The organism is bacterium (assembly GCA_030019025.1).
Classification (GTDB): Bacteria; Hydrothermota; Hydrothermia; order UBA1063; family UBA1063; genus UBA1063.
Genome location: JASEFR010000003.1, coordinates 83904 through 97159, shown reverse-complemented (window position 1 = coordinate 97159; position 13256 = coordinate 83904). Strand labels below are relative to the sequence as shown.

Annotated in this window: 13 protein-coding genes; 11 read left to right on the top strand and 2 right to left on the bottom strand. The window is 37.9% G+C overall.

What is annotated here, in order from left to right; all coding sequences use genetic code 11:
* A partial coding sequence (locus tag QMD82_01615) for a hypothetical protein (GenBank protein MDI6850623.1) occupies window positions 1-361 on the bottom strand: 361 nt, incomplete at its 3' end.
* Window positions 358-1818: an ABC transporter substrate-binding protein gene (locus tag QMD82_01610; GenBank protein MDI6850622.1), complete on the bottom strand. Its 1461-nt coding sequence runs from the start codon at window positions 1816-1818 to the stop codon at window positions 358-360. The genes QMD82_01610 and QMD82_01615, both read right to left, overlap by 4 nt.
* A 137-nt stretch (window positions 1819-1955) precedes the next feature.
* Between QMD82_01610 and glgA the strand changes: the two genes are divergently transcribed.
* The 11 genes from glgA to QMD82_01555 all read left to right on the top strand — a co-directional run.
* A complete protein-coding gene (gene glgA / locus QMD82_01605; GenBank protein MDI6850621.1) occupies window positions 1956-3380 on the top strand; it encodes a glycogen synthase GlgA in 1425 nt (474 codons plus the stop codon).
* Window positions 3373-4980: a CTP synthase gene (locus tag QMD82_01600; protein ID MDI6850620.1), complete on the top strand. Its 1608-nt coding sequence runs from the start codon at window positions 3373-3375 to the stop codon at window positions 4978-4980. The genes glgA and QMD82_01600 overlap by 8 nt, the downstream gene beginning before the upstream one ends.
* On the top strand, window positions 4977-5768 hold the full coding sequence (locus QMD82_01595) for an SDR family oxidoreductase (GenBank protein ID MDI6850619.1): 792 nt from the start codon (window positions 4977-4979) through the stop codon (window positions 5766-5768). The genes QMD82_01600 and QMD82_01595 overlap by 4 nt, the downstream gene beginning before the upstream one ends.
* A 41-nt stretch (window positions 5769-5809) precedes the next feature.
* Window positions 5810-6910, top strand: a complete 1101-nt coding sequence (locus QMD82_01590) for an alpha/beta hydrolase-fold protein (protein MDI6850618.1) — start codon at window positions 5810-5812, stop codon at window positions 6908-6910.
* 56 nt (window positions 6911-6966) lie between these two features.
* Window positions 6967-8670: a proline--tRNA ligase gene (locus tag QMD82_01585; GenBank protein ID MDI6850617.1), complete on the top strand. Its 1704-nt coding sequence runs from the start codon at window positions 6967-6969 to the stop codon at window positions 8668-8670.
* Window positions 8667-9110: a ribosome maturation factor RimP gene (rimP, locus tag QMD82_01580; GenBank protein MDI6850616.1), complete on the top strand. Its 444-nt coding sequence runs from the start codon at window positions 8667-8669 to the stop codon at window positions 9108-9110. The genes QMD82_01585 and rimP overlap by 4 nt, the downstream gene beginning before the upstream one ends.
* 1 nt (window position 9111) lies before the next feature.
* On the top strand, window positions 9112-10398 hold the full coding sequence (nusA, locus tag QMD82_01575) for a transcription termination factor NusA (GenBank protein ID MDI6850615.1): 1287 nt from the start codon (window positions 9112-9114) through the stop codon (window positions 10396-10398).
* Window positions 10388-12508, top strand: a complete 2121-nt coding sequence (infB, locus tag QMD82_01570; GenBank protein MDI6850614.1) for a translation initiation factor IF-2 — start codon at window positions 10388-10390, stop codon at window positions 12506-12508. Before nusA ends, infB begins: the two co-directional genes overlap by 11 nt.
* A gap of 2 nt (window positions 12509-12510) precedes the next feature.
* The gene (locus QMD82_01565; protein MDI6850613.1) at window positions 12511-12792 is read left to right on the top strand and encodes a DUF503 domain-containing protein; all 282 of its coding nucleotides are present in this window, start codon (window positions 12511-12513) and stop codon (window positions 12790-12792) included.
* On the top strand, window positions 12789-13055 hold the full coding sequence (locus tag QMD82_01560) for an HPr family phosphocarrier protein (protein MDI6850612.1): 267 nt from the start codon (window positions 12789-12791) through the stop codon (window positions 13053-13055). The genes QMD82_01565 and QMD82_01560 overlap by 4 nt, the downstream gene beginning before the upstream one ends.
* On the top strand, window positions 13045-13256 hold a 212-nt coding region (locus tag QMD82_01555), incomplete at its 3' end, for a phosphoenolpyruvate-utilizing N-terminal domain-containing protein (protein MDI6850611.1). The genes QMD82_01560 and QMD82_01555, both read left to right, overlap by 11 nt.

Below are 13256 nucleotides of genomic sequence, written 5' to 3'. Positions count from 1 at the left end.
TTTTAATCATGCTTGGCGATAAAGGTAAATTTTCATTTTCTTTTGAAAACAGCTGAGTGGTGGAAAAGACAATATTACTTGCGGAATCAAAAATAACAATCCTCGACAAATCCGGTATAGAATTGAGTATATGGTTGATTTTTTCTGCAAATCGCAAAGGGTTAGTTGAGAAATTCTCAGTATAAGTCTCTGAAATTTCTTTGAAAGTCAGTTGTACGAAGGACAAGGCGCTTTTCCTTGTGTTTTGAATAAAATATCTATTGGCAAGAAAGAGCATTATAGCGACGAGTAGGGCATAAAGCACAGAAAAAGTGAGGCCAAAGGAAGAGAGAAGTTTTGTTCTTATGGATCGGTACTTCATTTACGTTTTATTTTGCTTAAATATATCCGACCATCAATTGACGGTATCCATTCAATATCATTCTTAACCCCAAAATAAGTACGCTCAAAAGTTATTGGACAAAAAGGTAAATCCCGTAAGATCAATTTGATTGCCTTTTCTATCTTTTGTTTCCTAACCTTGGACTCAGCTGTTTTCATTGCCGTTTCAATCAAGTCGTCCACTAATTCATTAAAGTAAGAAGCTCTGTTAGAAGTCCCAAAAGTTGCACCTTCCTTAGGACTATGATAGTAGTTTGCTAAATGTGAGATGCCGATACGACTCCCAAAAACCACAGCGGCAAGATAGAACTGAAATCTTTTGGATTTTACATTCTCCCAGAATTCAAGTGAAGGCAAAGGTTTCCCAATTACATTCAAGCCTGCCTCTCTCAACTGGGCAACAATCCTGTCACCTAATGGCTTTACAGCAAAACCATAAAGTAAAACGTATGGAGTTTCTCTATTATACTTTTGAAATATTTTTCTTGCACTATCTCTGTCATATTTTAGAGGCGGTAGGTTATCTATGTGCTCAACTATACTTAATGGAAATATTTGATTTGCAGGTGTTGCCAAACCCTTGTAATAATTTCTCACGATTTCACTTCTATTTATTGCCATGGAGACAGCGTGACGGAACTCAGTTTGATCAAAGGGAGACAGTTTAAAGTTGAAGGTAATGCCCCTCACCGACGATTCAGGAGTATAGACGAGTTTACCATATTTTGTTATCGTATCGGTAAGGTCTAAAGGCACATAATCAATGATATCCACTTCCCGATTAATAAATTTTCTTAGCCGCTCCTGCTGGTCCTCAACAAATACAAATTTTGCTTCTTTGAAATAGGGTTTTTTTTCCCAGTATTTTTGCCAACTTTCTACTATGATAGAATTTTCATCTGATGATACAATTCTATAAGGTCCCGTACCACATGGTAAACCAGTGTCAGGATCAAACCCTTCGGGGATAATAAAATAGTTTAATATATCCACCAGAAGGTATTCATATGGAAACTTCGTTTTAAAAACTACAACTGAATCATTTAAAGCGTAAATAGTATCAACAAACACTTCATGCCCGAGAAAATCGGTCTTATCGAGTTTTGTCGGATAGTAAAAAGAATAAACAACATCATTAGCAGTGAGGTTTTTCCCATTGTGGAATTTTACCCCCTTTCTGAGGTAAAACAGCCAAGTAGTCTCGTCTTTTTCCTCCCAATATCTAGCAAGGATCGGTCGCAAATTATAGGTTTCATCCTCTGCTATAAGAGGCTCATAGATGTTACATAGAATTGTTGAAATAGCTAACTCTTTATATTTAAGTGGATTCAGAGTTCGCGGTGTGGAAGCAAGGGCAATTACTATTCTCCTTTGTAAAGGATTACACCCCATTAAAAATAGGCTTACCAAAACCACTAAAACTTCCAATCTTTTCATAGAATAAATTTTAATTCAGTTTCTACCTGGTTTCAACTATTCTATTAATTGCTGATGTTTCTACAACAAAAAGAATTCAAATTGTAATTCTTTCAGGTCTTCCATATAATTTAAACGGTGTAAAAAGGAGAGAAGATATGAAAGTTTTGTTTGCGTCCTCAGAAATTGATCCTTTAGCAAAGACAGGTGGGCTTGCAGACGTATCCTCCTCTTTACCAAAAGCCCTGAAAAAGGCAGGGATTGAAATATTCTTGATTATGCCCTACTATAAGAAATTTGTCTCGAAAAGTGGAGCCAATGTAATTCCAACTGATTACTTAATAGCAGTAGACATTGACACCGAAAAAATTCCCTCGAGAATTTATAGAACAGAACTTCACGGCGTTGAAGTCTTCTTAGTAGAAAACGATAAGTTATATGACAGAGAGCAATTATACGGAACCCCAGAGGGCGATTATCCAGATAACTGGAAAAGGTTTGGCTATTTTGCATATGTAATTCTTGAATTTGCAAAACTACTGGGAAATGTTGATTTAATTCATATCAATGACTGGCAGACCGGACTTGTTCCTCTACTAAAATTGAGAAAATATCCTGAATTAAAGGACACTAAAACAATAATTACTATACATAACTTAGCTTACCAGGGGCTTTTTGAAAAGGAAATTCTCCCTAAGCTTGGTATCGGAATGGAAGATTTTACCATGGAAGGTTTGGAATATTATGGAAAAGTTAACTTTTTGAAAGGTGGAATCGTATATTCCGATTTTATAACCACGGTAAGCCCCACATATGCCGAAGAAATTCAAACGCCGGAATTCGGTTATGGTCTTGAGGGCATTCTCAGAAAAAGGAAAGATTACATCAAAGGGATACTAAATGGAATTGATTATGAAGTATGGAATCCATCAACTGATAAAGAATTGTATGAAAATTTCAGCAGGGAGAATATCCTTGAAGGGAAAGCAGCGAATAAGAAAAAACTTTTAGAAGAAACGGGTCTTAAAGGTCTGGAAAAACCTCTTTTTGGAATTGTATCCAGACTTGCTGAGCAAAAAGGATTTGATCTATTTCCACCAATAATTGAAGAAATAGCAAAAAGGGGCATAAATTTGGTGGTCCTTGGTGCAGGTGATAAGGTGTATCAGGACATGTTCATTAACATCGCTGAGCAATACAAAAACATATTTGTTAAGATAGGCTTCGACCCAGTACTGGCGAAAAGGATATATGCTTCTTCTGACTTTTTCCTTATGCCTTCTAAATATGAGCCCTGTGGTTTGGGACAATTGATAGCAATGAGATATGGCACCATACCCGTTGTAAGAGCAACAGGTGGTTTGAGGGATACCGTAAAGGATATCGATGAAGGCGGATATGGAATTGTATTTAAAGAATACAAATCTTCTGAATTACTTAATGCAATAGACCGGGCAATAAATTTCTATTATGATAAGTTGGCCTTTAACAAAGCAGTTCACTACGTTTCAGCTCTTGATTTTTCCTGGGAAAGCTCAGCAAAAGAGTATATCAAATTATATGAGAAAGTGAAACATGGTTAAATATATTTTCATAACAGGTGGCGTTGTATCAGGCTTAGGTAAGGGAATTACAACGGCATCCATTGGCATGCTTCTTAAATCAAGAGGATTTAGGGTTCAACCCCTAAAATTTGACCCATATTTAAATGTAGACCCCGGAACCATGAGCCCCTTTCAACACGGTGAAGTATTTGTAACGGAGGACGGTGCAGAAACCGACTTAGACCTGGGGCATTACGAAAGATTTCTTGACGAAAACTTATCAAGAGAAAATAATGTTACAGCGGGACAGTTATATTACTCAATAATAGAAAACGAGCGAGAAGGGAAGTATCTTGGCGGAACCGTTCAAGTTGTTCCTCACCTTACAGACGAGATTAAAAAAAGAATTAAAAAATTAGCCACAGAAGGGGTCGATATAGTTATTGTTGAAATAGGAGGCACGGTTGGAGATATTGAAAGTCTTCCATTTCTTGAAGCAATAAGGCAAATGAGACTGGAAGAAGGCTCTTATAACACCCTTTTTGTTCACGTAACTCTCGTGCCGTTTCTCAAGGCTTCAGAAGAACTCAAAACAAAACCCACTCAACATAGTGTTCAAAAATTGAGAGAGATAGGAATTCAACCCGATATAATAATCTGCCGAACTGAAAAACCATTAGGAGAAGATGTGGTTAAGAAGATTGCCCTATTTTCAAATGTACCAGAAAAAGATGTTATAGAAGCCAGAGATACTGAGACAATATACGAAGTCCCCATAATGCTTTACAATCAAAATTTAGACTTAGAAATAATGTCAAAACTTCACTTACGAGGTAAAGAGCCTGACCTTAAAAAATGGATTGATTTTATTAAAAATTTTGAACAGCCAGCTGAAGAGGTTACTCTCGCTTTTATTGGAAAATATGTCAAATTAAAAGATGCGTATAAATCAATCATTGAAGCATTGAATCATGCATCATCTTACCTGAGAACTCGAGTGAATACAATCTTTATTGAATCGGAAGATCTTGAAAGGGGTAGTCCCGACATAATATTTTCGGGTGTGAATGGCATTCTTGTAGGGCCTGGTTTCGGTGAGAGGGGAATCGAAGGAAAAATCGTAGCTGCAAAGTTTGCGAGAGAGCGAAAAATCCCATATTTTGGGATATGCCTTGGTATGCAAATTGCGGTTATTGAATTTGCTCGCAATGTTTTGAACCTTAATAAAGCCCATTCGACCGAATTTGATCCCCATACCCCATACCCTGTGATTACTATTTTACCAGATAAAAGCAATACCACTGCTATGGGTGGGACTTTAAGACGCGGAGCTTACCCCTGCATAATCAAGGAAAACACGCTCGCTCACAAAATTTATAACACCAGAGAAATCTATGAAAGGCATCGACACAGGTACGAATTTAATCCCGAATACCTTGACATTTTTGAAAAGGGTGGCTTTATTCCTTCTGGGATTTCTCCAGATGGAAGGCTGGTTGAAATTTTTGAATACAAAGAACACCCATTTTTCATAGGGGTCCAGTTCCACCCAGAATTTAAGTCGAGACCTTTACGACCCCATCCAATATTTTTAAAATTTGTTGAAGCAATGAAGAAACATAAGGGAGGTTTACTATGAGACCTTGGGCATTAATACTTGGTGCTTCCAGCGGATTTGGAAAGGCAACCGCCCTCGAATTTTCAAAAAGGGGTGTAAATATAATAGGCATTCACTTAGATAGAAAACAGACAATGAAAGAGGTTGAAGAGCTTATCTCACGAATAGAGAAAAACGGCACAATTGCTAAATTCTACAACATAAACGCTGCAGATCATGAATCAATGAATAAAGTACTTGACGATGTTAAGAGCTTTTTTGAAAACGAGCAAAAGGGCGACCATATAAAGGTTCTGATGCATTCCCTCGCCTTCGGGACTCTGAAAAAGTTCATAGCTGAAGATGAGACAGAAATGATAAATAAAAATCAGCTGGAGATGACCCTTGATGTAATGGCAAACACTTTAGTTTATTGGGTTCAGGGTTGTTTCAAAAGAAAACTCTTTGGGCCTAATGCTCGGATCTTTGCTATGACTAGCTCAGGTGATCAAAGGGTGATGCCATATTATGGAGCAGTCTCAGCAGCAAAGGCTGCCATTGAGTCTTATATCAGACAGCTTGCCCTTGAGCTTGCTCCCTACGGAATAACCGCAAATTCAATTAAGGCCGGAGTTACTGATACTCCTGCATTGAGAAAAATTCCCGGGCACGAGGAACTAATAGAACTTGCCTTGAAGAAGAATCCCAATAAGAGGTTAACGACGCCTGAAGACGTTGCTAAGGCAATCGTTGCTCTCAGCAATGAGGACCTCTACTGGATGACAGGTAATGTAATTAACGTAGATGGAGGAGAGGATATCACCGGTTGAATATACCCACTTTTGTTCTTCTAACTTTACAAAATCTCCAAGTGGATTTTATTAAAGTAAAATTTGAAGTGGAAATTCCTCCTTTTACTCCACAAAATTCGCAGATTTATATTGCTGGAAATTTTAATGGATGGAACCCTGGAGACCCAAAGTTTATTCTTAAAGAGGAAGATAAAAATAGATACACAATCACTTTGGAATTCCCTGCTGGTGAAAAGATTGAATATAAGATAACCAGGGGCTCATGGGATTATGTGGAAAAGGGAGAAAGAGGCGAGGAGATACCCAACAGAAGTCTAAAGGCTTTTAAGGATACCACAGTAAAAATCAAAGTGTACAACTGGCGAGATTTCGTTGAAACCATTAAAACTAAAAAACACACTATTGCTGGTAATGTAAGAACTTTTACATTACCATCCAGGTACCTAAAATATTACAATCCGAGAAAAATATGGGTCTACCTTCCACCAGACTACGATACATCTGGTAAAAATTATCCCGTTCTTTATATGCACGATGGACAAAATCTTTTTGACGAGGCTGAATCTTTTGCTGGAGAATGGAGAGTAGATGAAACCCTTGAATTAATGCACAAAGAAAGCAATTTTGGGTTAATAGTGGTGGGTGTAGAAAATGCAAAGGAACACAGAATGGACGAATACAGCCCTTTCTTTAATCAACAATATAAGCATGGAGGTGAAGCTGACCTATATCTGAAATTTATTGTTGAAGAACTAAAGCCTTACATTGATTCAACGTATAGAACATTAAAGGATGACGCAGCTTTGCTTGGTTCTTCCTTGGGAGGCTTAATATCAATCTACGCTGGATTTAAATACCCTGAAACTTTTAAAAAAGTTGGTTCGATGAGTGGAGCATTCTGGTTTAATCCGGAAATTGTCGAACTAATAAAATCAGCAAAGAAAGCTCCGGAAAAAATTTATATTGATTATGGAAAACGCGAAAGCGAAGATCCTTTGAAATACGTTGAACAGAATGAAAAAGTGATAAAAACAATTAAAGGGAAAAAGTCACTTAAAATAGAGAATATTCTCGTGGTTGTTGACGAGGAGGGAATCCACCATGAGTCGGCCTGGGGTCGAAGGTTAAAGAGCGCAATTGAATTTCTTTTCAAAAATTGAATTTTTGAAAAGCCTTATTTGATAGTAAGGCCTAAATCCTTTAAAATTCTATAACTATGAAATGGAGTAGAGCGTTTATACCTACTTTAAAAGAAAATCCGAAAGAAGCGGAGACACCTTCGCATAGGCTTCTTTTAAGAGGTGGTTTTATTACTCAACACCAATCTGGAGTTTACACGTTTCTACCGCTTGGCTGGCGAGTAATGCTCAAGATACAGAAGATCATTAGAGAAGAAATGGACGCTATTGGCGCACAGGAGCTATTAATGCCAGCACTTACAGCTGGCGATGTATGGAAACTATCCGGAAGATGGGAAAGTTTCGGGAAAGACATGTTTAAATTAAAAGATCGAAAAGGAAAAGATATAGCATTAGCACCCACACATGAAGAGATAATCAGCTTACTAGCTAAAGATTACACTCGTTCTTATAGAGATTTACCTCAAATATGGTATCAACTTCAAACAAAATTCAGAGATGAGCCTCGTCCTCGGGGTGGGATTTTAAGAGTCAGAGAATTCATAATGAAAGATTCATACAGTTTTGATAAAGATTGGGAAGGTTTGGAAATTAGTTATCAGAAACATAAAGAAGCCTATTCAAAAATTTTCAAGAGATGCGGTTTAAAGTTTGTTGTCGTTGAAGCCTCTTCCGGTTTAATGGGTGGTAAAAAGTCTGAAGAATTTATGGTCATTACAGAGACGGGGGAAGATGCCATTGTTGTATGCGAAAGTTGCGGATATCATGCCAATGTTGAGGTTGCGAAAGCAAAGTTTCCTGTAAACAGTAAAACAGGCCCATTTAACACAAGGGAAGTTGTCCACACACCAAATGTAAAAAGTGTGGAAGAAGTAGCATCTTTTCTGGGCGTAGAGCCTTCTCTTATAGTTAAAAGTATTTTATTTAGCAATTCAGAAGGGAAAACTATCCTTGTTTTAATCAGGGGAGACTATGAAATTAATGAAAATAAATTGAGACAAATAATTGGAGATGACTATGTACTGGCTTCTCCCGAATACGTTGCCCAAAAATTCGGTGTGGAGGTGGGATTTGTAGGTCCTATTGGAATTGAAGTAGATAAAATAATAGCAGATGAAAGCATCAAATTCATTGACAACTTTGTGGTTGGTGCAAACACAAGTGACCACCACATGGTCGGTGTTAAACTCTCAGACTTGAAGATCGAGGAGTTCGCAGATGTGAGAATTGTTAGGGACGGAGACTTCTGCGAAAAATGTGGCGCGCCATTAAAGGTCAAAAATGCTCTTGAAGTTGGCCATATATTCCAGTTAGGCACCAGGTACTCCGATAGTTTGGACGTTAAATACGCTGATACCGATGGAACACTCAAACCAATAGTAATGGGAAGTTATGGCATAGGTGTCGGAAGAATAATGGCTGCTGCTGTGGAGCTTTACCATGATGAAAAGGGTATAATATGGCCATACTCAATTGCGCCTTATCATGTTAATATAGTTGAGATAAATTCTAATAAAACTGCAGAAACTACAGAAAAAATTTATTCAGAACTAATATCGGCTAACTTTGAGACTTTATGGGATGACAGAAATGTCTCTGCAGGGGTAAAATTCAAAGACGCAGAATTGATTGGAATACCAATCAATATTGTTATAAGCGAAAATAACCTGAAAAGAGGAGAGGTTGAAATACAGCTTAGAAAAGACGCCTCTAAATATAACATTAAATTAGAGACCTTAATAGAGAGCTTGGAAAGTGTGGTGGGGGATAAAGGGTTATGAAAGACGAAGGCACAAAGAAAATAGAGGAGAAGGTAATAAGCATAGTAGAAAAATTGATAAAAAATACCGATTTCATCCTTGTTGATGTCTCATTAAAAGGTGTAGGTGGAAGAAAAAAGCTTGAAATAGCCTTGGATAAACCAGGTGGAATAACCCTGGATGACTGTGAGAAAATTTCCAACGAAATTTCTCTTATCCTTGATGCCGAAGATTTTATACAGGGCCCATACATTTTAGAGGTTACAAGTCCTGGACTTGACAGAATTTTGAAAACAGACAGAGAACTCAATTGGGGTAAAGGAAAAAAAGTAATCGTTTATACTGAAAGTCGCGAATATAAAGGTATTTTGAAAGATTTTGACTCGGAAGCAATTTTCATCGAGCCAGAATTAAAAATTTCGAGAAAAGAGGTTAAAAAAATTAAACTTGACGAGGTGTAAGATGCAGGGAAAAGAGAACATAGAACAATTGATTCTTCAAATTGCATCAAGCAGAAAGTTGCCAAAGGAGTTTGTTATAGATAAGTTCAAGGAAGCTGTTACCGAAGTTCTGAAAAAGAAAAAGGGACCTAATTTTGTTTTCAAAGTAAACTACGAACCGAGAGAAGGTTTTTCAATCTCGATAGAAAAAACTGTGAAAGAAAAGGTATCAGACCCCTCTACAGAAATTAGCCTCGAAGAAGCAAAGCAAATAAATCCCGATGTTAAACCTGGACAGAAAATCGAAGTAGAGGAAGACTTTAAAACAATTGGTAAGCGATACATTAACCTTATCTCAGAAACCTTTTTGAGGAAACTCACCGAGGAAACAAAAAGAAAGGAATATGAAATCCTGTCGAAGAAAATTGGGGAGAAAGTTGAAGGCAACGTGCTCAGAATTGAAAGAGATGAAATTGTAGTTAGTCTTGGAAATGTGGAGGCATCGCTACCTTTCACTGAACTTCTTCCAGGCGACAAAGCAATGAATCTCCGAAATGTAAAGAGAGTAAAAGCAGTAATTTTAGAAGTACAGGATTGGAAAGAGAAAAAAGATAAAAAGAGATACACCTCACCTATTATACTATCCAGAACTCATCCAAACTTTTTAAGGAAATTATTGGAAGATGAAATACCAGACATAGCTACCGGCCTTATTGAGATAAAGCAAATAGCACGTATACCAGGAAGAAGGGCCAAGGTATCCGTAAAGCCCAAAAAACCCGAAAACATTGATATAGGTTCAATTATTGGAATTAAAGGACAAATCATAAAATCCATCAGCGAAGAACTGGGTGGTGAAAAAATTGATATAATAAGATACAGTGAAAACCCTTATAAACATGTCGCCAATGCTCTCTCTCCTGCAAAAGAAATACTGTGCGTTTTTGACGAAGATGATAAATACATAGCCATAGTTCCCGATTCGGAATTACCTGTGGCAAAAGGAGAAGATGCCATAAATGCAATTCTTGCATCAAAGCTGGTAGGTAAAGAAGTCCTGGTTTATCCTTTGAAAGAGTTTGATAAAGTCAAACCCAAAAAAGGCGTTACCATCCTTGAGCTTGTTGATGAGGTCCCCTCCAGTGTCATTTCAACTCTTAGAGAAGCAGGGCTCTATTACTTCAAGGATTTAAAGTCATTACCAACCCTCTCAGAACTAAAGAGGCTCGGCTTCAGGGAAGATCAAGCTATAAAATTACTGGAAATCCTTGAAACAAAAATAGCAGAAAAGGAGAAAGATGGAGAATAAGGATCCTAAAAAAGTTGGTGATTTAGCAAAAGAGCTGGATTTATCAGCAAAGACAATCATTTCAATTCTTAATGAAATGAATTTTAATGTCAGTTCACCCCGCGATTTTCTAACTCCAGAAATGGAAAATGCAGTAAGAGAATACCTCCAAAGGGAAAAAGAAGAAGCTCAAAAGGAACTCGAGAGAAAAAAACAAATTTGGGGGGAAGAAGAACAAAAGCCACAACCCTCAAGGAAAAAGTACACTCAAAATACCCGATCTCAGATTAAACCAGAAGAAAAGATTAAAGAAACCATGGCAAAGATGACGAAGAGGCACGAAAAACCCAAGAAAAAACCCTCTGAAACTCTTGAAGAACTAAAAGAACAAGCTCCCAAAAAACTCGTTCTTTACAGTAAATCTATTACCGTGGGAGAGCTGGCAAAAATGCTTGGAGTTCCCCCTGCAGAGATTATTCAAAAACTTTTTACTATGGGCATGATGGTGACAATTAATCACACACTGGACGAGGACACAATACACATAATTGCTGACGAATATGGATACCAAGTGGAATTTCACGAACATAAAAGTGTCGAAGAGATTTCAGAGGAAGAGCTTACCGAGGAGAGGCCTCCGGTTGTTGCAGTAATGGGTCACGTCGACCACGGGAAAACAACACTCCTTGACTACATAAGACATACAAACGTCGCAGATAAAGAAGTTGGGAAGATTACACAGCACATTGGAGCATATCAAATCGAATACCAAGGTAAAAGGATAACGTTTTTGGATACACCCGGACATGAAGCCTTTTCGGCAATGAGGGCAAGAGGTGCCCAAGTTACGGACATCGTAATACTTGTTGTTTCGGCCGTGGAGGGGGTCAAAGAACAGACGATTGAAGCTATTAACCATGCACGAAGTGCAAGAGTACCGATAATAGTTGCTATCAATAAAATCGACCTGCCTAACGCAGATCCTGAAAGAGTTAGAAGGGAACTAACCCAGTTTGGCCTAATACCGGAAGAATGGGGTGGCGATACTTTGATGGTTGAGATATCTGCAAAAACCGGTAAGAATGTAGATGAACTTCTGCTTGGTATCCTTTTAAAAGCCGAAGAATTAAAACTAAGGTCTACTTCAAAAGGTCCAGCGAGAGGGGTTATCATTGAGTCACTTGTAGATAAGGGAAAAGGTCCCTTAGCTACGGTACTTGTGCAAAAAGGAACTTTGAAGATTAGAGACTTTTTTGTAGCTGGTTTAACTTACGGAAGAGTTAGGTCGCTCTTCAACGAATGGGGTGAAAAGGTGGAAGAAGCAGGTCCATCAGTTCCCGTTCAAGTACAGGGCTTCGAAGAATTACCACAAGCAGGTGATATCTTTGAGGTTGTATCCAGTGACGACGAAGCTAAAAGAATAGCCGAGGAGAGGAAAAAACTTAAGAAAGAACAAATACAAAGAGGAGAATATACTCTCATCTTAAAATCAATCCAGGAAAGAATTAGAGCAGGCGAGCTGAAGGAATTACCATTGGTTATAAAAGCGGATTGTTACGGTTCCGTTGAAGCCATACAAGATAGCTTGTCAAAAATGTCTGTGAAGGACGTCAAACCAGAAATAATTTTTGCTGGGGTAGGTGCTGTAACAGAAAATGATGTTGAACTTGCTCACACTGCACAGGGTGTAGTAATTGGGTTTAATACAACGACTGACCCGAGAGCAAAACAAAAAGCAAAAGAACTCGGTGTCACGATAAAGACAACTCGATTAATTTATGAACTGCTTGAAGATGTGGAAAAAATGCTCAAAGGGTTGATTGAACCTGTCACAAAAGAGGTTGTAATGGGCAAGGCAGAGGTGCGAAGATTATTTAGAATTGCTAAGATTGGGGTCGTTGCAGGGTGCTACGTGATAGACGGGATCATTCAGAGAAACGCAAAAGTCAGGGTACTGAGAGATGGAGAAGTTATATACGATGGAAAAATTGCGAGCCTTAAAAGATTTCAGGAGGATGTTAAAGAGGTTCAAAGCGGTTTTGAATGCGGAATCAAGATTGAAGGTTTTGATAAAATTAAAGAGGGTGATATCATCGAATGTTACACGGTGGAGCAAATTTTTGAGTTCTAAAAATGTTAGTAGGAATTCTGGTCGTGGATCTTTATTTACCTACATGCAACTCACTTAAAGAAAAGAGAAGTATTCTTAAACGTTTGAAAGACCGAGTTCGCAATAATTTCAATGTTTCTATCTCAGAAATTGATGACCATGATGTGTGGAGGAGAGCACAGTTAGGTATTGCCTGCATATCAAACAATGGAAAAGATGCTAATCAACTTCTTAATAGAGTAGTATATTTCATTGAATCTGAGGCCGTTGCGGAAATTCTTGATTACAAAATAAATTTCGTATGAAAGAAGCAAAGCTCAAAATTAGAAACAAATTAGGAATACATGCAAGACCAGCCATGCTCTTTGCACAAACCGCTAATCAATTCGAATGTGATGTGTATGTAACCAAGGACGATGTTGAAGCTAACGGAAAAAGTGTATTAGGACTTATGATGCTTGTGGCGCCTCAGGGCTCAGAAATAACCATAAGATGCGAAGGGACAGATGAAGAAGAGGCTATAAAAGCGTTGTCTAAGATCGTTGAGGAAGGATTCGGTGAAGAGTAGTCAGGAATTAAAACTCAAAGGTATACCTATATCCCCTGGTATCTTGATAGGACCAGTAAGGGTAATAAGGAAAGAAAAAATAAAAATTAAGGAAAAAATCCTCAAAAGTGAGGGAGAAATAGAAGAAGAAATTCAGAAATTTCTTACCGGTGTTGAAGAATTAAAAAGAATTCTCCTGGATCTTAAGAAAGAAACACAGGA